At 66.3% G+C, this 22,147-nt stretch carries 21 protein-coding genes; 12 read left to right on the plus strand and 9 right to left on the minus strand.

All coding sequences use genetic code 11. The features are described 5' to 3' along the window. On the minus strand, window positions 1-249 hold a 249-nt coding region (locus tag BSZ14_RS16185; RefSeq protein ID WP_139330496.1), incomplete at its 3' end, for a transposase. A gap of 161 nt (window positions 250-410) precedes the next feature. Here BSZ14_RS16185 and uvrC point away from each other — a divergent pair. After that, window positions 411-2,330 (plus strand): excinuclease ABC subunit UvrC, encoded by a 1,920-nt coding sequence (uvrC, locus tag BSZ14_RS16190; protein ID WP_076711716.1) that lies wholly within the window; start codon window positions 411-413, stop codon window positions 2,328-2,330. Window positions 2,331-2,518: 188 nt separating this feature from the next. Here the strand turns inward: uvrC and BSZ14_RS16195 are convergent, their stop codons facing one another. Then, the gene (locus BSZ14_RS16195) at window positions 2,519-3,196 is read right to left on the minus strand and encodes a helix-turn-helix transcriptional regulator (RefSeq protein ID WP_076711717.1); all 678 of its coding nucleotides are present in this window, start codon (window positions 3,194-3,196) and stop codon (window positions 2,519-2,521) included. A gap of 86 nt (window positions 3,197-3,282) precedes the next feature. Between BSZ14_RS16195 and BSZ14_RS16200 the strand changes: the two genes are divergently transcribed. The 4 genes from BSZ14_RS16200 (at window position 3,283) to BSZ14_RS16215 (ending at window position 6,968) form a co-directional block, all read left to right on the plus strand. Then, complete coding sequence (locus BSZ14_RS16200) at window positions 3,283-3,879, plus strand: hypothetical protein (protein WP_076711718.1); 597 nt, start codon at window positions 3,283-3,285, stop codon at window positions 3,877-3,879. A gap of 151 nt (window positions 3,880-4,030) precedes the next feature. After that, the gene (gene recO, locus BSZ14_RS16205) at window positions 4,031-4,762 is read left to right on the plus strand and encodes a DNA repair protein RecO (RefSeq protein WP_076711719.1); all 732 of its coding nucleotides are present in this window, start codon (window positions 4,031-4,033) and stop codon (window positions 4,760-4,762) included. A gap of 56 nt (window positions 4,763-4,818) precedes the next feature. Next, window positions 4,819-5,862, plus strand: a complete 1,044-nt coding sequence (gene leuB, locus BSZ14_RS16210; protein ID WP_076711720.1) for a 3-isopropylmalate dehydrogenase — start codon at window positions 4,819-4,821, stop codon at window positions 5,860-5,862. Between the two features lie 5 nt (window positions 5,863-5,867). Then, entirely contained in the window at window positions 5,868-6,968 is a 1,101-nt protein-coding gene (locus BSZ14_RS16215; RefSeq protein ID WP_076711721.1) for a glycosyltransferase family 2 protein, read from the plus strand. A gap of 117 nt (window positions 6,969-7,085) precedes the next feature. Here BSZ14_RS16215 and BSZ14_RS16220 read toward each other — a convergent pair whose 3' ends face one another. Continuing rightward, a complete protein-coding gene (locus BSZ14_RS16220; RefSeq protein WP_241823796.1) occupies window positions 7,086-8,342 on the minus strand; it encodes a phospholipid carrier-dependent glycosyltransferase in 1,257 nt (418 codons plus the stop codon). A gap of 161 nt (window positions 8,343-8,503) precedes the next feature. Here BSZ14_RS16220 and BSZ14_RS16225 point away from each other — a divergent pair, with 161 nt between their 5' ends. From BSZ14_RS16225 to BSZ14_RS16235, 3 genes are all read left to right on the plus strand, one after another. Continuing rightward, window positions 8,504-9,838, plus strand: a complete 1,335-nt coding sequence (locus BSZ14_RS16225; protein WP_076711730.1) for a methyl-accepting chemotaxis protein — start codon at window positions 8,504-8,506, stop codon at window positions 9,836-9,838. 274 nt (window positions 9,839-10,112) lie between these two features. Then, a complete protein-coding gene (locus BSZ14_RS16230; protein ID WP_241823797.1) occupies window positions 10,113-11,987 on the plus strand; it encodes a glycoside hydrolase family 35 protein in 1,875 nt (624 codons plus the stop codon). 94 nt (window positions 11,988-12,081) lie between these two features. After that, window positions 12,082-12,435 (plus strand): hypothetical protein, encoded by a 354-nt coding sequence (locus BSZ14_RS16235; RefSeq protein ID WP_206744346.1) that lies wholly within the window; start codon window positions 12,082-12,084, stop codon window positions 12,433-12,435. Between the two features lie 39 nt (window positions 12,436-12,474). On the opposite strand, the gene BSZ14_RS16240 is transcribed toward BSZ14_RS16235, so the two are convergent. Further along, window positions 12,475-12,780, minus strand: coding sequence for a hypothetical protein (locus tag BSZ14_RS16240; RefSeq protein WP_042484392.1), 306 nt, complete (start codon window positions 12,778-12,780; stop codon window positions 12,475-12,477). Between the two features lie 135 nt (window positions 12,781-12,915). Between BSZ14_RS16240 and BSZ14_RS16245 the strand changes: the two genes are divergently transcribed. Genes BSZ14_RS16245 through BSZ14_RS16255 form a run of 3 tightly spaced genes read left to right on the plus strand, consistent with a single transcriptional unit; the run spans window position 12,916 to window position 15,295 of the window. Beyond that, on the plus strand, window positions 12,916-14,124 hold the full coding sequence (locus BSZ14_RS16245) for a trans-sulfuration enzyme family protein (RefSeq protein ID WP_076711724.1): 1,209 nt from the start codon (window positions 12,916-12,918) through the stop codon (window positions 14,122-14,124). After that, window positions 14,121-14,519, plus strand: coding sequence for a Co2+/Mg2+ efflux protein ApaG (apaG, locus tag BSZ14_RS16250; RefSeq protein WP_042484312.1), 399 nt, complete (start codon window positions 14,121-14,123; stop codon window positions 14,517-14,519). Before BSZ14_RS16245 ends, apaG begins: the two co-directional genes overlap by 4 nt. Beyond that, on the plus strand, window positions 14,516-15,295 hold the full coding sequence (locus BSZ14_RS16255; RefSeq protein ID WP_076711725.1) for a LysR family transcriptional regulator: 780 nt from the start codon (window positions 14,516-14,518) through the stop codon (window positions 15,293-15,295). The genes apaG and BSZ14_RS16255 overlap by 4 nt, the downstream gene beginning before the upstream one ends. 135 nt (window positions 15,296-15,430) lie before the next feature. Here BSZ14_RS16255 and hslO read toward each other — a convergent pair whose 3' ends face one another. The 4 genes from hslO to parE form a co-directional block, all read right to left on the minus strand. Next, the gene (gene hslO / locus BSZ14_RS16260) at window positions 15,431-16,345 is read right to left on the minus strand and encodes an Hsp33 family molecular chaperone HslO (RefSeq protein WP_076711726.1); all 915 of its coding nucleotides are present in this window, start codon (window positions 16,343-16,345) and stop codon (window positions 15,431-15,433) included. 133 nt (window positions 16,346-16,478) lie between these two features. Further along, complete coding sequence (gene argF / locus BSZ14_RS16265) at window positions 16,479-17,399, minus strand: ornithine carbamoyltransferase (RefSeq protein WP_042484408.1); 921 nt, start codon at window positions 17,397-17,399, stop codon at window positions 16,479-16,481. 53 nt (window positions 17,400-17,452) lie between these two features. Further along, window positions 17,453-18,643 (minus strand): aspartate aminotransferase family protein, encoded by a 1,191-nt coding sequence (locus tag BSZ14_RS16270; protein ID WP_042484410.1) that lies wholly within the window; start codon window positions 18,641-18,643, stop codon window positions 17,453-17,455. 91 nt (window positions 18,644-18,734) lie between these two features. Further along, window positions 18,735-20,714 (minus strand): DNA topoisomerase IV subunit B, encoded by a 1,980-nt coding sequence (gene parE / locus BSZ14_RS16275; RefSeq protein ID WP_076711727.1) that lies wholly within the window; start codon window positions 20,712-20,714, stop codon window positions 18,735-18,737. A 152-nt stretch (window positions 20,715-20,866) separates the two neighbouring features. On the opposite strand from parE, the gene BSZ14_RS16280 reads away from it, so the two are divergent. Continuing rightward, the gene (locus BSZ14_RS16280) at window positions 20,867-21,727 is read left to right on the plus strand and encodes an outer membrane protein (RefSeq protein ID WP_076711728.1); all 861 of its coding nucleotides are present in this window, start codon (window positions 20,867-20,869) and stop codon (window positions 21,725-21,727) included. Between the two features lie 190 nt (window positions 21,728-21,917). Here BSZ14_RS16280 and BSZ14_RS16285 read toward each other — a convergent pair. Beyond that, window positions 21,918-22,147 (minus strand): GcrA family cell cycle regulator (locus tag BSZ14_RS16285; RefSeq protein ID WP_241823798.1); only part of this gene is annotated, 230 nt, incomplete at its 5' end.

Here is a 22,147-nt window from a genome sequence, read left to right on the forward strand (position 1 = left end):
CGGCACGTCGATCGCCAGCTTGCCGGTATCGGTCGTTATCGTCTTCCGACCGTAGCCGTTGCGGGAGTTTCCGGCTCCGTCTTCCCCGGCCAGGTGATGATCCATCTCGGCATTCAGCGCGCGCTCGATCAGCGCCTTATTCAGGGCGTCCAGCAGGCCGCCCTGCGCCAGCGCGGCGCCGGCGTCACCGCCAGCCAGCAATTGATCCAGCAGCTCGTTCGGTATCGCAGGCTCTTTGCGTCGAGACATATCGGGTTTCCTTCTTTCCCATTATGCCCGCCCACACACGAAATTCCTGACACTCCCCTGCGCCTCTGCGCGCAAAAAACCTTCGTGTCTTCGCGGCTTCGCGCGAACCAAACACCCTGACAGGGTAGCGATCCGCCCTTGGCGCTCCTAAATCGCACGCAATGTCCGAGCCTCCCGTCGACCGCTTCAACGAAGAGAAATCCACCTTCACCCTGCGCGGGGCCGATGCGCCCGATCTGAACGCGGGCGTGGCCGCGATCCGCAACGTGCTGGCGACTCTGCCGCTGCGGCCCGGCGTCTACCGGATGCAGGATGCGCGCGGCGATGTCCTCTATATCGGCAAGGCGCGCGCGCTGAAGAACCGCGTCGCCAACTATACGCAGGTCGAGCGCCTGCCCAAGCGCCTGCAACGCATGGTGGCGCAGACCCGGTCGATGACCATCGTCACGACCAATAACGAGGCCGAGGCGCTGCTGCTCGAAGCACAGCTCATCAAGCGCTATCGCCCGGCCTTCAACGTGCTGTTGCGCGACGACAAGAGCTTCCCCTTCATCCTGCTGCGCAACGACCATGATTTCCCGCGCATCCAGAAACATCGCGGCGCGCGGCGGGCGGTCGGCAATTATTACGGCCCCTTCGCCAGCGCGGGCAGCGTCAACAACACGTTGAACGCGCTTCAAAAGCTGTTCCTGCTGCGCTCCTGCACCGACAGCTTCTTCAAGGGGCGCGACCGGCCGTGCCTGCTCTACCAGATCAAGCGCTGCTCGGCGCCCTGCGTGGGCCGGATCGACGAGGCCGCCTATGCCGAGTTGGTCGCCGATGCCAAGAACTTCCTCGGCGGCAAGTCGACCCAGGTCCAGGCCAAGCTCGGCGCGCAGATGCAGGCGGCGGCCGAGGCGATGGATTTCGAGCTGGCCGCGATCCTGCGCGACCGGCTGAAGGCGCTGACCTTCATCCAGGGAACGCAGGCGATCAACGCGGAAGGCGTCGGCGACGCCGACATCTTTGCGCTGGCCAATCGCGAGGGGGTGATGGGCATCCAGGCCTTCTTCATCCGCGGCGGCCAGAATTGGGGGCATCGCAGCTTCTTCCCCGCGCACACCAATGACGTGCCCGAGGAGGAGGTGCTGACCAGCTTCCTCACGCAGTTCTATGAGGAAGTGCCGCCCGCCAAGACGATCCTGCTCGACCGCGACCTGCCGGAGGGCGACCTGCTGACCGAGGCGCTGGGCGAGCGGGCCGGTTACAAGGTGCAGCTCAACGTGCCCCAGCGCGGCGACCGCCGCCGCCTGCTCGACCAGGCCAAGCGCAACGCGGTCGAGGCGCTCGACCGGCGGCTGGCCGAGTCGACCACCCAGGCCAAGCTGCTGCGCGAGGTCGCGGAGTTCTTCGACCTGTCCGAACCGCCGCAGCGGATCGAGGTGTACGACAACAGCCATATCCAGGGTACCAACGCGCTGGGTGCGATGGTCGTGGCGGGGCCGGAGGGTTTCCAGAAGGGCCAGTATCGCAAGTTCAACATCAAGGGGAACGAGGCGGCGACCAACGACGATTTCGGCATGATGCGCGAAGTCTTCCGCCGCCGCTTCGCCCGCCAGCTGGAAGAGAATCCGGATCGCGACGACGCCACCTGGCCCGATCTGGTGCTGATCGACGGCGGGCGCGGCCAGCTCAATGCGGCCAAGGCGGTGCTGGAGGATCTGGGCATCGAGGATGTCTGCCTGGTCGGTGTTGCCAAGGGGCCGCATCACGGCCGCGAGGGGCGCGAGGTCTTCCACATGATGGACGGCAGCGAACGGATGCTGCCGGTCAACGCGCCGCTGCTCTTCTACCTCCAGCGGCTCCGCGACGAGGTCCACCGCTTCGTGATCGGCGCACACCGCGACAAGCGCGCCAAGGCGATGGGCGCGAGCCCACTCGACGAAGTGCCCGGCATCGGCCCGGCGCGCAAGAAGGCGTTGCTGATGCACTTCGGCACGGGGCGTGCGGTGCGGAATGCTAGTCTGGAAGACCTGCAAAAGGCGCCGGGGGTCAGCCAGGCGGTGGCACAGCAGGTCTACGATTTTTATCATAGTCGGTGAGGGGGGAACCGGCCATCCCTGTGGCCCACCATTCCAATTTCTTCATCAATCCAAAGCTGTTTCGGGAAAGATTACTCGGCAACATATTTGGGGATACTTGCCGGCTCTTGCGTTTCTTCTCACTGCAAACGCAGGGCATTCTTGCCTAGAGTTCCCAATCGGGAAGTCGGCTCAACGGGTTTGAGCCATCACAGTGTCTTCAGATAGTCCTCGAAGCGCCGCCCCTTTTCGTGTCGAAAGGTGGTGCCCGTGCCGCTGACGGTAGCAATTCGGTCGACCCGGAAGTTGCGGAAAGCGTTCCTGGCTTCACACCAGCTGGTAAGGAGCCACGCTGCATCGAACAGGGTCAGTCCGAGCGGTCTTATCGTCCGTTCGCTCTCGTTTTCCGAAAGGTCCGCATAGGTGATGCGGAGGATCAGGCGTCCGCGTATGGCATCGCGCAACAGGGGCAGATGCGCCTTGGCACACTCGCTTTCCGATGTCCGCCTGGACACCGCGCGCAGCGGCAGGTTTGAATAGGCCGCTTGCCGGTCGGGTCCCATTGAGGCGGCAAACTTTGCCGATGCCCGTCGCGCGGCGGCCGCCAGCGGCTTGTCGCTCCGCGCTGCGATCAGGCGCATTCCCAGCATGACCGCCGCCATCTCGTCATGATCCAGATGCAGCGGCGGCAGGAAATAGCCCTGCTCCAACTGATATCCGACGCCCGGTTCCCCGCGAACCGGTGCGCCCATGGCCTGCAATGTCACCATGTCGCGATAAATCGTCCGCACCGACACGCCGAGCATCTCGGCCAGCGTGTCTGCCGAGATCGGGACTGACCGTCCGCGCAGGTGATCGAGAAGCGCAAAAAGCCGCAGTGAGCGCATGGGAAGGCTGTCGTTCCATCCTGACGGAAACTGTCAGGGATGACGTGTATCGCGGGGCTTCACGAACGTCACCGTCAGGAAACGCCATGACCGCCATTTGCTATGAGATCGTCACCTACAGGACCAACGACGCGGATCAGGCGGACAGGGTTCGCGACTACGCACGGGCGCTGCTCGTCCGCCAACCAGGCTTCATTGCCTGGACGCCTTTCAAGGGTGTAGACGATGCGAACGAGCGGGTCGATCTGGTCGCTTGGACCGATCATCATAGCGCCCGCGTCGCCGCGCAAATGGTCGGGAATGCCCCGGAGTTTGCCGACTTTCGTGGCTCCGTCGCGACGGTCGCGAGCATGGCGCACTACATTGCCCCTTCCCTCGACCCGCAGCCAGTGGTGGCGGGGAGCGGCATCGAGCTTGGTCGCTTCAAACTGAAGCCCGGTGTCGAGGAAAGCGCGATGCGAGCCGCCTACACGGCGATGGTGTCAGATCATCTGGGACACCAGCCGGGGTGGCGGCGTCAGCATCTGGTGAAGCTGCAGGATGGTACGTTCGTCGATCTGGCCTTTGCCAGTGACCGCGATCGCGCCGAAGCGATCTGCGCCAGTTGGGTTGGTAATGCGGATTGTGACCGCTTCCTTTCCATGATCGAGCCTGTCAGCATGGAGTTCGGCACGATCGTTTGAGTTGACCGTGCAGGTGCGGGCTTTCCCAATATACCGTCGTTTTTGGGATTGGCGATGCCCTTCAGGGAGCCATCGGCGTCGGGTTACACGGATCATGATGGCCCGCTGCCATCCATAGCATCCCACCCCATTCCCCCCTACATCCTCCATCATGCACCGGGTCGCCCCCGCCATCATCCTGTCGGTCCGGCCGCATGGCGAGCATGGGGCGATCGTGCGGGCTTTGACCCGCGCGGACGGGGTGCAGCCGGGCTATGTCCGGGGCGGGCGGTCGCGGACTTTGCGGCCGGTGCTGCAACCGGGAAACGGGATCGTCGGCGAGTGGCGGGGCCGGACCGTCGAACAGCTCGCCGCGCTGACCGTCGAGCCGGGGCATAGCCGGGCGGGGCTGCATGGCGAGCCGCTGGCCGCCGCCGGGATCGAGTGGCTGTGCGCGCTGACCGCCGCGACGCTGCCCGAGGAGCAGCCTTATCCCGTGCTTTACGAGGCGCTGGACGCGGTGCTGACCGCGATTGAATCGGCCCCGTCCGCGCGGGGCTGGGCGGGGGCGTTGGTGCGCTATGAACTGCTGCTGCTCGGGCAATTGGGGTTTGGGCTCGATCTGGAGCGATGCACCGTGACCGGCGGGACCGCCGATCTCGCCTTTGTCAGTCCCAGGAGCGGGGCGGCGGTGTCGGCGGGGGCGGCGTTCGGATACGAGGTGCGGCTGTTCCCCTTGCCCGACTTCCTGCGCGAGGGCGGGGTGGCCGACTGGCCGGATATCTTTGCCGCCGGGCGGATCACCGCGCATTTCCTGGCGCGCGATATCCTGGCCGGTCTGCGCAACGATCCGATGCCCGCCCGCGTGCGGCTGTTCGATCGGTTCAAAAGGGCGGTTGCGTGAGGACCGCCCGCTAAGGCAAAGGGCGCTCCGAACTTAGGCAAGACAAGGGGCCAGCCATGGCATTGATCGCGATCCTCGCCGGTGACGGCATCGGCCCGGAAGTGACCGCCGAAGCGCGGCGCGTGCTGGAGGCGCTGGACCTGGGCCTGACCTTCGAGGAAGCCAAGGTCGGCGGGGCGGCCTATGAGGCGGCCGGGCATCCGCTGCCGCCCGAGACGCTGGAGGTGGCGGGCCGCGCCGACGCGCTGCTGTTCGGGGCGGTCGGCGATCCGCGCTTCGACAATCTGGAGCGCGCGCATCGGCCGGAGCAGGCGATCCTGGGCCTGCGCAAGGCGTTCGGCCTGTTCGCCAATCTGCGCCCCGCGCGCCTGTTCGAGGGGCTGGAGGATGCCAGCTCGCTGCGCCCCGATATCGCCCGCCGCATCGACATGGTGATCGTGCGCGAGTTGACCGGCGACGTCTATTTCGGTGCCAAGGGTCGCGGCACCACCGAGGCGGGGCTGCGCGAAGGTCATGACCTGATGCGCTATGACGAAGAGGAAGTCGCCCGGATCGCCCGTGTCGGCTTCGAGACCGCGATGCGCCGCCGCCGCCGCTTGCTGTCGGTCGACAAGGCCAATGTGCTGGAAACCTCGCAGCTGTGGCGCGACGTGGTGATCGAGGTGGCGAAGGAGTATCCGGACGTCGCGCTCGACCATATGTATGTCGACAATTGCGCGATGCAGCTGGTGCGTGACCCGGGCCAGTTCGACGTGATCCTGACCGGCAACCTGTTCGGCGACATCCTGTCGGATCAGGCATCGATGTGCGCCGGGTCGATCGGGATGCTGCCCTCCGCCGCGCTGGGGGCGACGGGCAAGGGGCTGTACGAACCGATCCATGGCTCGGCCCCCGACATTGCAGGGCAGGGCAAGGCGAATCCGTGCGCGGCGATCCTGTCGTCGTCGATGATGCTGCGCCACTCGCTGGGCCTGGCCGAGGCGGCCGACCGTATCGACGCGGCGGTGGCGGGTGCGATCCGCGAGGGCGCGCGGACCGGCGATCTGGGCGGCAGCCTGTCGACCCGCGCCATGGCCGACGCGATCCTCCAGCGCCTCTGACCCGCATGAGCGCGCTCCTCGAACTCGCGGTCGTCATCCCGACCTTCAACGAGCGCGCCAATGTGCCGACGCTCATCGCCAAGCTCGACCAGGCGCTGGCCGGGCGGCGGTGGGAGGCGATCTTCGTCGACGACAACAGCCCCGACGGCACCGCCGAGGCCGCGCGCGAACTGGGCCGCGTCGATCCGCGCGTGCGGGTGATCCAGCGGATCGGGCGGCGGGGGCTGTCGTCCGCCTGTATCGAGGGGATGTGCGCCACCGCAGCTCCCATGGTCGCGGTGATCGACGGCGATCTGCAGCATGACGAAACGCTGCTGCCCAAGATGCTCGACCGGTTGCAGGCGGAAGGCGATCTCGACATCATCGTCGGCTCGCGCTTCGTCGATGGCGGCGGGACGGGGGACTGGGACCGCGACCGGGTGGCCAAGTCGGCCTTTGCGACGAAGCTGTCGCAGCGGGTGCTGAACGTGAACCTGTCCGACCCGATGAGCGGCTTCTTCATGGTGCGCACCCAGGTGGCGCGCGACACCGTACCGTATCTGTCGGGGATCGGGTTCAAGATCCTGCTCGACATCATGAGCGCCTCGCCGCGCCCGCTGCGCGCCGCCGAGATGCCCTATGTCTTCCGGCTGCGGACAGAGGGCGAGTCGAAGCTCGATCATGTCGTGGCGATGGAATATCTGATCGCATTGTACGATCGTCGCTTCGGCAAGGTGGTGCCGGTGCGCTTCGCCATGTTCTCGGCGATCGGCGTGCTGGGGGTGGGCGTCCATATGGCCGTGCTCAGCCTGTTCTTCGTCCTGCTGGGCGCCAGCTTCCTCGCCAGCCAGATCGTCGCGGTGGCGGCGGCGATGACGTTCAACTTCTTCCTGAACAATGCGCTGACCTATCGCGATCGGCGCCTGACCGGGGTCAAGCCGCTGCTCGACGGCTGGGTGTCCTTCTGCCTGGTCTGCGCGGTGGGGGCGATCGCCAATGTCGGCGTCGCGGCCTTCCTGCACGATGCGCGGGCCAATGAGTGGGCATTGTCGGCACTGATCGGCGTGCTGGTCGGCGCGGTGTGGAATTATGCGCTGTCGTCGCGGTTCGTCTGGGGGCGGTACTGAGTTCGGGATGAGGGCGGGGCGTGGGCTTCGACTTCGCTCAGCCTGAACGGCGGTTTATATAAAGCCTGACCCCAAACTCCGTTCAGCCTGAGCGAAGTCGAAGGCCAAGGGACGGCCTCACCGCCAGTCCATGAACCACGCATAGCGCGCAAAGGACTTTGGCCCCGCCAGCGCCCCCGCTGTCAGGATCGGATAGAAATACACGAACAGGCACGCCACCGCGACCAGATAGGCCTCGTCCCAGTCGCGCAACCACGTCCGCCAGCGATCGATCGCCACCGCCAGCACGACCGACAGCCAGATCGCGGGCAGGAAGTAATAATAATAGAAGCCCAGCGACTTGGGGATGATCGCCCAGACCGCGAAGCCGCCGATCCAGAGTGCCGCCGCGACGCCCAGCCGTACCTCGCGTGTCCGCAGCCACCCGAGCGCGCATGCCGCCACCGCGACCAGTCCGCCCCACATCACCGCCGGATTGCCCAGCAGGAAGATGCCCCGCTGCGCACCCTGGGCCATTTCATAGAAATACCAGATCGGCCGCCCGATCACGGGCCAGCTCCACCAGGTCGACTGGTAATGATGCGGCGGCAGGATCTGGGTCTGGCGGGCATATATTTCGAGCTGGAAGGGTAGAAGCTCCGCCAGCGTCATCGGCTCGCGCATATAGAAGAAGGACGGTGCAAAGGTCGCCGCATAGGCCAGCGCCGCGCCCAGGCCGAGAAGACCCCAGGCCGACCACCAGCGCAGGCCCGGCCAGCGGCTGGGATCCTGTCGCTTCAACAGGACAAAGCCGATCGCCGCATAGCCCAGATAGGGCACCGCCGCCCATTTCACCCCGACTGCGAGACCCAGCAGCACCGCGCCCAGCGTCCAGCGCCAGCGACTCCGCGCGGCGTTCCCGCGCATCGCCCAGGCCATCGCCGCGACGGCCAGCACGACGAACGCCGCCATGAAGCCGTCGAGCATCGCGATCCGCGCCTGCACCAGCACCATGAAGTTCAACATCGTCAGCAGCGCGCCGATCGCCGCTGCGCGTGTCCGCCGGGTCATCAGCCAGACGATGCCGAACACCCCGCCGACGATCGCCGTCCCCGCCACCGTCGACAGCGCGCGCCAGCCCAGCGCGTTGTCGCCGAACAGCAGCATGCCCGCCGCGATCAACGTCTTGCCGAGCAGCGGATGCTCGATATTCACCGGCCCCTCCAGCGCCAGCAGCGTGCGCGCGGCGGGAACGTAATGCACTTCGTCGAAGACCAGCATCGGCGGCATGGTCAGCCGCCAGCAGAACAGCGCCTGTGCCGCGATCAACAGGGCCAGCAGGGCCGGAACCGGGCGATGGAACGGGGCGAGCAGGCGGCGCATGAGCCCGGTCATGGCCGACCGGCCCCAAGGGGACAATTGCTTTTTCGGTCGCGTTCGGAACGGCGGGCCACCCTAACCAAACTTTCAGACACTCGAGTTAGGTCGATGCTTTGGAACGCAGGCCGTTGGCCGGTCGGGGCGATTGCAGCCGCAACAAGGGATGGGATGGCGCGATGGGTTGGCTTGGCAAAAAGGAAGTGAATGTCGATCAGGTCATGGCCAAGGCCGTGTTCGATCATTCGCCTGATGCGATGCTGCTGTTTTCGGGCGGCAAGTTCGTCTCGGCCAATCCGGCCGCCGCGCGGGTCTATGACCGTCCGCTCCAGGCGATCCTGGGCCATTCGCCCGCGACCTTTGCCGCGCCCTGTCAGCCTGACGGGCGCCCGACCGAAGTGCATGTCGGCGAACGGGTGGCGCAGGCGCTTCAGGAGGGCTTTGCGCGATTCGAGTGGCTGAACACCGACAGTCGCGGTCAGATCGTGCGTATGCTGGTCACGCTGATCCCTGCGCATGTCGTGACGCCGCAGGACATGCTGGTCCTGTGCCAGGAAATGGGCGAGACGATGGCGATCGTGAACCAGCTGGGGGACGGGCTGTCGCGCCTGGCCAATGGCGACCTGATGCATCGGATCGAAAAGCCGTTCCGCGACGATTACGAGCCGCTGCGCCTCCATTTCAACGAGGCGGCACAGATGCTGGGCGGATCCATCGAGTCGATCAACGCCTCGTCGCGCCGGGTGCATAGCGCGGCGTTGGAGATCGGCAAGGCCGCGGGCGACCTGTCGCGGCGCACGGAGCATCAGGCCGCTTCGCTGGAGGAAACCGCCGCCGCGATGCGGCAGGTGACGACCGCGATCCAGGAGACCGCGCAGTTCGGCAACAAGGCCGCGCAGGTCGCCGCCTCGGCGCAGCAGAATGCGGCGCAGAGCGGCGTCGTGGTGCAGCGCGCGATGGACGCGATGGGCGGGATCGAGCGCACCTCCAATGAAATCTCCGAGATTATCGGCGTGATCGACGGCATCGCGTTCCAGACCAATTTGCTGGCGCTGAACGCGGGCGTCGAGGCGGCGCGCGCCGGTGACGCGGGCAAGGGCTTTGCCGTGGTCGCCAGCGAAGTCCGTGCGCTGGCGCAGCGTTCGGCCGACGCCGCCAAGGATGTGAAGAGCCGCATCGGCGCGTCGGATGCACAGATCCGCTCGGGCGTGCAGGAGGTCGACGCGGCCGGATCGACGCTGCAGCGCATCGCCGCGCAGGTCAGCGAGATGGCCACGCTGATCGGCGATATCGCCAGCGCCTCCCAGCAACAGGCGAGCAGCGCGTCGCAGATCACCATCGCGATCGGCGACCTCGACTCGGTGACGCAGCAGAATGCCGCCATGGTCGAGGAAGCCTCTGCCGCCGCCCGTGAAATGGTGAGCGAGGCGAGCGCGATGACGGATCAGGTCGGTCGCTTCCGCCTGGGCGCCCAAGCCCCCGCGATGGCGCAGCCCATGTGGAAGGCGGCCTGAGCAGCCCATCCTCCCCGATACGGGGAGGGGGACCGCCGCGAAGCGGTGGTGGAGGGGGCGTGCCGCCAATGATGCCGTGCATGGAAGCCCCCCTCCGTCAGGCCTGACGGCCTGCCACCTCCCCGTGCCGGTGAGGATAATGTCGCTCATTCGTCAGACAATTTGACGAACCCCCGTCTTGCATGGCACCCATGATGCCCAAAGCGGGGGCGGGTGACATTAGGTGTCCTCAATCCCGTCTGTGCGAATGCGACAGAATGAACGGGAGAGTGACGTGACGCGAGCGGTTCGATCCACCTTGTGCGCAATTCTGGCGGCCACCGCGCTGTCGCCCCTGACGGCGCAAAGCATGTCGGCGCAAGGTCCCCTGTCGAATGACGGCCCGGCAAAGACCTTCGCGGTGCAGGGCAAGGGTTTCCTGCGCAACGGTCAGCCGCATCAGGTGATCTCGGGTGAGATGCACTATACTCGCATCCCGCGCGCCTATTGGCGCGATCGCCTGCGCAAGGCCAAGGCGATGGGGCTGAACACCATCACCACCTATTCCTTCTGGAACGCGCATGAACCGCGCCCGGGCGTCTATGATTTCAGCGGCCAGAACGACATCGTCGCCTTCATCCGCGATGCCCAGGCCGAGGGGCTGGACGTGATCCTGCGCCCCGGCCCCTATGTCTGCGCCGAATGGGAGCTGGGCGGCTATCCGTCCTGGCTGCTCAAGGACCGTAGCCTCGTCCTGCGCTCGACCGATCCGAAGTACACCGCCGCCGTCGATCGCTGGCTGATGCGGCTGGGGCAGGAGGTGAAGCCGCTGCTGCTGAAGAATGGCGGGCCGATCGTCGCGGTGCAGCTGGAAAATGAATATGGCGCGTTCGGCAGCGACCAGGCGTATCTGCGTGGGCTGGAGGCCAGCTACAAGCGTGCCGGGTTCGCCGATGGCATCCTGTTCACGTCGAATCAGGGCGGCGATCTGGCCAAGGGGTCGTTGCCGAACCTGCCTTCGGTCGTGAATTTCGGCTCGGGCGGCGCGCAAAGCTCGGTCGCCAAGCTGGAGGCATACCGTCCCGACGGTCTGCGCATGGTCGGCGAGTATTGGGCGGGCTGGTTCGACAAATGGGGCGAGGAGCACCATGAGACGGACGGCAGGAAAGAGGCCGAGGAAATGGCCTATATGCTCAAGCGCGGCTATTCGATCTCGCTCTACATGGTGCATGGCGGCACCACCTTCGGCTGGATGAACGGCGCGGACTCGCACACCGGCAAGGACTATCATCCCGATACGACCAGCTATGACTATGACGCGCCGATCGATGAGGCGGGCAATCCGCGCTACAAATACGGCCTGATCGCCGCCGCCATCGCCGAGGTGACGGGCAAGCCTGCCGCGCCGACGCCCGCAGCCACGGTCGCCACGACCTTCCCGGTATCGGCGGTGCGGCGCAGCGCGTCGCTCTGGGACAATCTGCCCGCGCCGGTGCGTGCCGCGCAGCCGAAGACGTTCGAGGAACTCGACCAGAATTACGGGTACGTCCTCTACCGCGTGACCGTGCCCGCAGGTGCGGCGGGGCCGCTGACCCTGAAGGGGATGCACAGCTATGCGCAGGTGTATCTGGACAAGACGCTGGTCGGCACGCTCGACCGGCGACTGGACCAGGAGACGGTGGAACTGCCCGCGCGCGCCAAGCCCGCGACGCTGGATATCCTGGTCGAAAATACCGGCCGCGTGAACTATTCCCATGCGATCCGCACCGAGCAGGCGGGTTTGACCGGCGCGGTGACGTTGGCGGGCGCTCCCTTGAGCGACTGGCAGATGTTCCGCCTGCCGATGGACAATCTGGCGTCGCTGAAACTGTCGGCCAAGCCGTGCAACGGGCCATGTTTCTATGAGGCGACGATGACGGTGGCCAAGCCCGGCGACACCTATCTCGACATGCGGGGCGCGCATAAGGGGCAGGTGTGGCTGAACGACCATAATCTCGGCCGTTTCTGGAGCATCGGGCCGGTCCATACGCTCTACACACCCGCGCCGTGGCTGAAGGCGGGGGCAAACCGGGTGCTCTTCTTCGACCTGACCGGGGATGCGAGCGACAGGCTGGCCACGGTCGACAAGCCCATTTACGGCAAGGTGACGAACCACCGCGAGGCGCAGTAAGGATGGGGGCGGGGCGGCCCCTCATCGGCCCCCCGCTTCAGGACGGCGTGAAAGGATCGGGATGAAGCCTGGCATCCATTATCAATTCCATCACATGGGTATCCCGACGGATATTCCCCATGATGGCGAGCAATTCAGCGCCAAGGCCGGGCTCTACACCGCCGACAATCCCGGCAAATTCCGTATCCAGTGGCACCGCTTCACGCCCGACTCGCCGCTGCACCCGCTGATCCGCACCATGCCGCATCCCGCCTTCAAGATCGCCGATCTGGCGGCGGCGATCGAGGGGGAGACGGTGTTGCTTGGCCCCTATGAGCCGATCGACGGCTATCATGTCGCGATCATCGACGATGGCGGCGTGCCGGTCGAACTGATCCAGACGACCCTTTCCGACGAAGAGATCTGGGGGCGGGCGCGTAGCGGGCAGGGCGCGCTCTATCGTGCATGACGGGGGCTCCTCCCCAGATCGGGGAGGAGCGGGGTGGCGTTACCGGACGGCGGCGGCCTGGTTGTCGATGACCGCCTCGCGATGCTCCGGGCTCATCGCGGCGGCGTTGACGTCCGCCGCCTTGATCGCATCGGCGCGATCCTCGGCATAGTCGCGGGTCTTTTCCGCCTGCTTGTCGAGCATCTTGGCCTGGTTGCGCAGCGCGTCGGCCTGATCTTCCATGCCATCGGCGCGGTTGTCGGCGGCCTTCTCGACATTCTCGGCCAGCTTGTCGGTGCCCTTGCTATTGCAGGCGGACAGCGACACCAGGCTGGCGGCCATCAGCAGGCCGATGCGGATCTTCATGCTCATTCTCCCTGTTTGCATCGGGAGGAATAACCGGATCGGATGCTTTTCCGTTCCGCTGTCGTAACGCTGACATAACGGGCGGGCGTCCGAATATCCTTGAACCCCGCTGCCCGGACCGGCAAATGGACGGGCATGAAGCGCAAGACTGGCCAGGACCGTTCGATCACCTCCCAATGGCGTCCCGCGACGCAGGCCGTGCGCGGCGGCACCGCGCGGTCGGAATATGGCGAGACCTCCGAGGCGCTCTTCCTGACCTCGGGCTATTGCTATGACCGGGCAGGGGACGCGGCGGCACGGTTCGCGGGCGAGCAGGAGGGGATGACCTATTCCCGCCTCCAGAACCCGACCGTCGAGATGCTGGAACAGCGTATCGCGCTGTTGGAGGGCGCGGAGGCGTGCCGCACCATGGCGTCGGGCATGGCGGCGATGACGGCGGTGCTGCTCTGCCAGTTGCAGGCGGGCGACCATCTGGTCGGCGGCCGTGCGGCGTTCGGGTCGTGCCGCTGGCTGACCGATACGCTGTTGCCCAAGTTCGGCATCGCCACCACCGTCGTCGATGCGCGCGACCCGCAGGCGTTCCTCGATGCGGTGCGCCCCGAGACCAAGGTCTTCTTCTTCGAGACGCCCGCCAATCCGACCATGGACGTGGCCGATCTCCAGGCGATCTGCACCATTGCGCGCGAACGTGGCATCACCACGGTCGTCGACAATGCCTTCGCCACCCCTGCGCTCCAGCGGCCGATGGAGTTCGGCGCGGACGTCACCGCCTATTCCGCCACCAAGATGATGGACGGGCAGGGGCGCGTGCTGGCGGGTGCGGTGTGCGGGACCGAGGACTTCATCACCAACACGCTGCTGCCCTTCACCCGCAACACCGGACCGACCCTGTCGGCGTTCAACGCCTGGGTGGTGTTGAAGGGGCTGGAGACGCTGGACCTGCGTATCCATCGCCAGTCGGAGTCGGCGCTGAAGGTCGCGACCTTCCTGGAGGGCCGGGTGCCGCGCATCCTGTGCCCGGCGCTGCCCAGCCATCCGCAGCATGAGCTCGCCATGCGCCAGATGAAGGCGGGCGGCAGCATCTTCGCGCTGGAACTCGATGGCGGTCGCGAACAGGCGCATGGTCTGCTCGATGCGCTGGAGCTGATCGATATCTCGAACAATATCGGCGACTCGCGCTCGCTGATGACCCATCCCGCCTCGACCACCCATGCGGGCGTCGCCGAGGACAAGCGGGTCGAGATGGGCATCGGCGAGGGGATGCTGCGCCTGAATGTCGGGCTGGAGGATGCGGACGACCTGATCGACGATCTCGACCAGGCACTCCGCGTCGTGGGTCTGTGAAGGCGCTCTTCTCCCATGCGCTGACCACCGGGCCGGTGACGGTCCGGGTGTCGGTCAGCTATCTGCCCGAACAGTCCGAGCCGCAGCGGGGGCGCTGGTTCTGGGCCTATCATGTCCGTATCGAGAATGAGGGCGACCAGCCGGTCCAGCTGCTCACCCGCCGCTGGATCATCACCGATGCGCGCGGCGCCCGCCATTCGGTCGAGGGCGAGGGCGTGGTCGGCGAACAGCCGGTGATTCAGCCGGGCGCGTCCTATGATTATGTCTCGGGTTGTCCGCTGGCGACGACCAGCGGGGCGATGCAGGGCAGTTACCGGATGGTCGGCGCGGACGGCGTGACCTTCGACGTGGCCATCCCCCATTTCGCGCTCATCGCCCCGGCGGTGGAGACATGAAGCGGACGCATCTGCCGCTCAACGGCCTGCGCGTGCTGGACGCCGCCGCCCGCCATCTGAGCTTCACCCGCGCCGCCGACGAGCTGGCCGTTACCCCCGCGGCCGTCGGGCAGCAGATTCGCGCGCTGGAGGATACGCTGGGCGTCGTCCTGTTCCGCCGCACGACGCGCGGGCTGGAACTGACGCCCGAGGCCGAGGCGGGGCTGGCGCCCTTGCGTGCAGGGTTCCTGCAATTCGAGGATGCCGTGCGCGCGATGCAGGCCGGCCAGTCCTCCAAGTCGCTGACCATCGCCGCGCCGCGCGACGTGACCGAGAAGTGGCTGATGCCGCGCCTGGCCGTCATCGCCGCGCGCGACCCGGACCTGCGTTTCTCGCTGATCGCGTCGGACGAGGGGCTGGACTTTACCGAGGCCAATCTGGACCTCGCCATCCGCTGGGGCGATGGCCCCGGCGGGCTGGAGGGCGAGGCGATCGAGTCGGACGGGATGATTCCGATCGGCCCCGCCAATGCGCCGCTGATCGCCTGGCCGGGTGCGCCGGAAGAGGGGACGCCGCTGGTCCGTGTGACCGATGCGGGCCTCGCGATCGATGCGGTCGCTGCCGGGCTGGGCCGGGCCATCGTTCCGCAACTGCTCGCCGAACGCGACCTCGCCGAGGGGCGCGTGGTCGCCACCGGCGAAGCGGTGCCCTCACGCATGGGATACTGGCTGGTCGCCCCGCTGCCGCAATGGCGCCAGCAAAAGGTTAAGGCGCTGGTCGAGGCGCTGGGCGGCTGATCCTCCCCGGTACGGGGAGGGGGACCATGCTCAGCATGGTGGAGGGGGCGTGCCGCAAGGGACGTCCGATTTAGAAGCCCCCCTCCGTCAGCGCTGACGCGCTGCCACCTCCCCGTTCCGGGGAGGATTTCAGGATCAGGCCGCTGCTTCCGCGTCGAAGGGCACCGGAAACTTCTTCGCGCAGAAGGCGCAGTCGACCTGGATCAGGCCATCCGCATCCGCCATCTCGCGCCGTTCCTCGACCGAGAATTTGGTGATGACGCTGGCGATATACTCTGCCGAACAGCGGCAACCGCGCACGATCGCCGGGCTTTCCGACACGCGGACATTCTGTTCCTCGTTGAACAGACGCCACACCAGCGTCTCCAGCGGCAGCGCGGCATCGGCCAGCTCCTCGACCTGCATGGTCTGGCCCAGTGCATGGACATGCTCCCATTCGGGATGGTCGAGCTTGACGTGCAGGCGCTCGCGGCCTTCCTCGCCCTCAGGCAGATGCTGGAGGAACAGGCCGCCCGCGACGGTGCGTCCGTCCGGCCCCTTGGTTATTCCGACGCGCAGCAGGCTGGGGATCTGCTCGGACTGGATGAAATAGCTCTCGGCGGCGCTCGACAGCGTGTCGCCGTCCAGCGGCACGATGCCCTGATAACGCTCGTCGGTCATCGCCAGGTCGAAGGTGATGGCCAGATAACCCTGCCCGAACAGCGCGAACAGCGTCGGTTCTGCGGGCAGCTCGGCCAGACGGTCCTCGTCATATTGGACATAGCCGCGCAGCTCGCCACCGCGATAATCGCACACCAGCAGCCGGATCACGCCGCTGTCGCTGCGTGTCTGGATGGTCAGCTGGCCACTGGTGTCCTTCAGCGTCGCGCCCATCAGCGCGGTCAGGGTCAGCGCTTCGGCCAGCAGCCGTTCGATCGCGGGCGGATAGGCATGGGCCGCCAGAATCTCGTCCAGCACCGGGCCGAGCCGAACCAGCCGCCCGCGCGCATGATGCTCTGGGATGATGAAACCGATCGCGCGGTCGAGGTCGGGCAGGGTGATGTCGGTCATGCTCGTGCCTTTACGCACCGGAGGAAATCCGGGCGATATGGTGCCGGTATGGCAGGGGAAAGAGAAAAGGCCGACGAACCCGCCAGCCTTTCCATAGATAGTATGGCCCGGCCTGCGATCAACCGAGCCGATTTCACACTTGGCCGAAGCACCAGCGCAGCACCGATTTCTGGGCATGGAGGCGGTTCTCCGCCTCCGGCCAGATCAATGACTGCGGACCATCGATCACGTCGCCCGTCACTTCCTCGTCGCGGTGCGCGGGCAGGCAGTGGAGGAACTTCGCATCCGGCTTGGCCAGCGCCATCAGGTCGGCATTGACCTGATAGGGCATCATCGCGGCCAGCTTTTCCTCGGCATGGGCCTGGCCCATCGAGATCCAGGTGTCGGTGACGACGATGTCCGCCCCCTCGACCGCCGCACGCGGATCGGTGGTGCAGGTCGCGCGACCCTGGCCCAGCGCCAGCGTGCCCGCTTCCGGGTGATAGCCGGTGGGGCAGGCGGCAACCACCTCGAAGCCGAGCAGCCCGCCCGCCTCGACGATCGAGTGCAGGACATTGTTGCCGTCGCCCAGCCACGCGACCTTCAGGCCGGTCAGGGTCTTGCCCGCCTCGATCACGGTCAGCAGGTCGGCCATGATCTGGCAGGGGTGCGACAGGTCGGTCAGGCCGTTGATGACCGGCACGGTCGCGTAATGCGCCATTTCCTCGACCTTGGCATGGTCGTCGGTGCGGATCATGATCGCGTCGGTATAGCCCGACAGGATGCGCGCGGTGTCGGCGATCGTCTCGCCCCTGCCCAGCTGCATCGTGCCCGCATCGAGAACGATCGAGGTGCCGCCGAGCTGGCGGATCGCCATGTCGAAGCTGACGCGGGTACGGGTCGAGTTCTTCTCGAACACCATGGCGAGCGTGTGGCCCGCGAGTGGTGTGTCGGCGTCGACGCGACCCTTGGTGAAACCGGCGCGGGCGGCCTTGCGGGCCTGCGCGTCCTGCAAAATGGCGGTCACACCCTCGGGACCGGCGTCGGCGAGGTTCAGGAAGTGGCGGATCGTCATGGGTCGGTACTCCGTCCCCCGGCGGTTATGCGCCGCCGGGGTGGCAGGGATCATCAATCGTCGGCGGCGGGGACGTAGACGCGCGCGGCGTCGGACAGCTTCGTCGCGAACTCGGTGATGTGGCTTTCGTCGATGACCAGCGGCGGCAGGATGCGGATGACATTCTCGCCCGCCGCGACCAGCAGCAGCCCATGGTTGTCGCGGCAATGCGCGACGAAACGACGGCTGTCGCTCTTCATCTTCAGGCCCTGCATCAGGCCATGGCCGCGCACTTCCTCGAACAGATGGTCGAAGTTGGGGATCATCTGTTCGAGGGTTGAGCGCAGGCGCTGGCCCATCGCCTCGACATGTTCGAGGAAGCCCGGCTCCTGGATCACGTCCAGCACCGCCTCGCCCGCCGCCATGGACAGCGGGTTGCCGCCATAGGTCGAACCGTGCGTACCGATGACCATGCCCTTGGCCGCTTCCTCGGTCGCCAGGCACGCGCCCAGCGGGAAACCGCCGCCGATCCCCTTCGCCACCGCCATGATGTCGGGCGTCACGCCGTACAGCTCATGCGCGAAGAACTTGCCGGTCCGGCCGTACCCGCACTGCACCTCGTCCAGCACCAGCAGCAGGCCATGCTCGTTGCACGCCTTGCGCAGGCCCTGGAGGAACTCCATGCTGGCGGGACGCAGGCCGCCTTCACCCTGGATCGGCTCGACCAGGAAACCGGCGGTATTCTCGTCGATCAGCGCCAGCGCCGCTTCCAGATCGTCGAACGGGGCATAGGCGAAGCCCGGCAGCAGCGGCTCGAACCCGTCGCGCATCTTGGGCTGGTTGGTCGCCGAGATCGCACCCAGCGTCCGTCCATGGAAGGCATTGTTGAACGTGATCAGCGTGTGGCGCTGCGGATTGCCATTGGCGAAGTGATAGCGGCGCGCGGTCTTGATCGCGCACTCGACCGCCTCGGCGCCCGAATTGGTGAAGAACACCGTGTCGGCAAAGGTCGAATCGACCAGCCGCTGGGCGAAATGCTCGCCCTGCGGGCTGCCATACAGGTTCGACACATGCATCAGCGTCGCGGCCTGCCTGGCGATGGCCTCGACCAGCTTCGGGTGGCCATGGCCCAGCGCGTTGACCGCGATCCCGGCGGCGAAATCCAGATACTGCTCGCCGTCCTCGCCGTACAGATAGACGCCCTCGCCTCGGACCGGACGCACCCCGCACCGTGGGTAAACGGGCATCAGGGCGGTGATGGTCACGGGACGTCTCCTTCAAACAGCAAAGGGCGGCATCAAGGGCCGCCCTTCGCCACGATAGCCGATAGCAAAAATCGAAACAACACCCGCCCGATCAGGCGTCGATCACTTCCTCATCCAGCCGCGCCGCATTCTCCTGGATGAAGGCAAAGCGGTGCGCCGGGTTGTTGCCCATCAGCCGGTCGACCAGGTCCTTCACGCCTGCACGCTCCTCATATTCCTGGGGCAGGGTGATGCGGATCAGGCTGCGGCTGGCGGGGTCCATCGTCGTTTCGCGCAGCTGGCCGGGGTTCATCTCGCCCAGGCCCTTGAAGCGGGCGACATCGACCTTCTTGCCCTTGAAGGCGGTGCGTTCCAGCTCGGCGCGGTGGGCATCGTCGCGGGCGTAGAGCGACTTGGCACCGACCGTCAGGCGATAGAGCGGCGGCTGGGCGAGATAGAGATGCCCGCGCCGGACCAGATCGGGCATTTCCTGGAAGAAGAAGGTCATCAGCAGCGTGGCGATATGCGCGCCGTCCACGTCGGCGTCGGTCATGATGACGACCTTTTCGTAACGCAGCTGGGTCGGGTCGCAATCCTTGCGCGTGCCGCAGCCCATGGCCAGCGTCAGGTCGGCGATCTCCTGGTTTTGCAGGATCTTGGTCGAGGTGGCCGACGCCACGTTCAGGATCTTGCCGCGGATCGGCAGGATCGCCTGCGTCTTGCGGTCGCGCGCCTGTTTCGCCGAGCCGCCTGCCGAGTCGCCCTCGACGATGAACAGCTCGGTGCCTTCGGGGCTGTCGGCCGAGCAGTCGGTCAGCTTGCCGGGGAGGCGCAGCTTGCGTGCGCTGGTCGCGGTCTTGCGCTTGACCTCGCGCTCGGCCTTGCGGCGCAGCCGCTCGTCCATCCGGTCGAGCACATAGCCGAGCAGCGCCTTGCCGCGATCCATGTTGGCCGAGAGATAATGGTCGAAATGGTCGCGGACCGCCTTTTCGACCAGACCGGCGGCTTCCGGGCTGGTCAGCCGGTCCTTGGTCTGGCTCTGGAATTGCGGTTCGCGGATGAAGACCGAGAGCATCAGTTCGGAGCCGACCATCAGGTCGTCGGCGGTGATGTCCTTGGCCTTTTTCTGGTTCACCAGCTCGCCGAACGCGCGCAGGCCCCGGACCAGTGCCTGCCGCAGGCCCTGTTCGTGGGTGCCGCCATCGGGGGTCGGGATGGTGTTGCAATACCAGCTATAGCTGCCGTCGCTCCACAGCGGCCAGGCGACCGCCCATTCGACGCGGCCCTGCTCGGCGGGAAAGTCCTGATTGCCGGAGAAGAAATCGGCCGTCGCGCATTCGCGGCCGCCAATCTGTTCCTTCAGGTGATCAGCCAGACCGCCGGGGAACTGGAACACCGCCTCGGCGGGCGTGTCGTCGGTGATGAGTTCGGACGCGCAGTGCCAGCGGATCTCGACGCCCGCGAACAGATAGGCCTTGGAGCGGACCAGCTTGTGCAGGCGCGCGGGCTTGAAGTGGAGTTCGGGGCCGAAAATCTCGGTGTCGGGCGTGAAGGCGACGCTGGTGCCGCGCCGGTTGGGGGCGGCGCCGACCGTCTCCAGCGGACCCAGCGTCGCGCCCTTCGCGAAGCGCTGGCGATAGAGGATACGTTCGCGCGCCACCTCGACAACCGTGTCCGACGACAGCGCGTTGACCACCGAGATGCCGACGCCGTGCAGGCCGCCTGACGTCGCATAGGCCTTGCCGGTGAACTTGCCGCCCGAGTGGAGCGTCGACAGGATGACCTCCAGCGCCGACTTGTCGGGGAATTTGGGGTGCGGATCGACCGGGATGCCGCGCCCATTGTCGACGATGGTCAGGCGGTTGCCCGGCTCCAGCTTGACCTCGATCCGGTTGGCATGGCCCGCCACCGCCTCGTCCATCGCATTGTCGAGCACTTCGGCCGCCAGATGGTGCAGCGCGCGTTCGTCGGTGCCGCCGATATACATGCCCGGGCGACGACGAACCGGCTCCAGCCCCTCCAGCACCTCGATCGAGGAGGCGTCATAGGCGGGTTGGGGACGGGCACTGCCCGCGAACAGATCATTGGACATAACGGGAACTATAGGCGCTGCGGCGCGCTTGCGCCAGCTTCGTGGCGCGTGGCAGGATTGCAACAAAACTTTGCCGAAAATCCAACATGGGATATTTCCACGGGGCCGGACCGTTGGCCCGTTACCTTTATGCCAAGGGTACGGGAGTGATAATGATGAAATTCTGGATGGCGGGGGCCTTGGCCTCGGCGATGATCGCCGCGCCGGCCATGGCGCAGGACGGCACCTATACGGGCGCGGACGACGCGCCCTTCTCCGGCGTCTATGTCGGTGGCAGCTTCGGCTATGACGTGCAGCCCAACGATGTCGGCTCGCGCTTCCTGTTCGACCGCAATCTGGACGGACGGTTCGGCGACGTGGTGACGACATCGACCGGCGCCAACGCCTTCTCGCCGGGCTTCTGCAACGGCCGTGCGCGCAGCGTCCTGTCGCCGCAGAACGCCGCCACCGGCTGCGACAACGACAAGGACGGCATCGCCTATTATGGCCGGGTCGGCGTCGACCATCAGGTCGGCAACATCGTGTACGGCGCAGTGGGCGAGTTCGGTAAGTCGGAGATCACCGACAGCGTCTCGGCCTTTTCGACCACGCCCGCCTGGTACACCATGACCCGCAGCATCGACTGGGAAGCCTCGGTCCGCGGTCGCGCCGGTTATGCCGCGAACAACACGCTGTTCTACGGCACGTTCGGCGGCGGCTATGCCCGGATCAACCGCGAGTTCGCGACCTCGAACGGGTCGAACGCCTTTGCGATCGGCGGCAAGCGCAACCAGTTCGGCTTCCTCGGCGGCGGCGGTATCGAGCAGAAGATCGGGCGCAACTTCTCGATCGGCATGGAATATATGTACCACCAGTATCGCGACGACGACACGCGCGTCCGGGTGACGCAGGGGTCTGCGCCCGCGAACAATCCGTTCGTGCTGGCGCCGAATACGGCGGGCACGGATATTCGCCGGTCGGACGACAAGTTCCGCTGGCATTCGCTTCGCGCGACGGCGGCGTTCCGGTTCTGAGGTGAGGGGGCGGTTCCTGTCGGGGCCGCCCTTTGGTGAGTTGGGGCGTGCACTTCGACTTTGCTCAGTGCGAACGGAGGTTTGACCCTAAACGCCGTTCAGCCTGAGCGAAGTCGAAGGCCAAGGGAATACGCCCGCCAACGAAAAAGCCCGCCGGTCGCGAAACCGGCGGGCTTTTTTCATCCCCGGATCAGCGGACGCGCGGGCCGCCAAAGGGCAAAGGCGGCGGCGGGCGGCGGTCGCGGCGGGGCAGCTGCGCCTGATAGGCGTGGCCGCAATGCGCGACGCAATAGGGGAAGCCCGGATTCACCTTGTCGCCACAGAAGTGGAAGTCCGGCTCGCCCGGATGGCCGATCGGCCATTTGCAGATACGGTCGTTCAGGTCGAGCAGCGAGGTCTTGCCCGCCATTTCGGGGCTCG

The organism is Sphingomonas sp. Sph1(2015), assembly GCF_001970915.1.
Lineage (GTDB): Bacteria > Pseudomonadota > Alphaproteobacteria > Sphingomonadales > Sphingomonadaceae > Sphingomonas > Sphingomonas parapaucimobilis.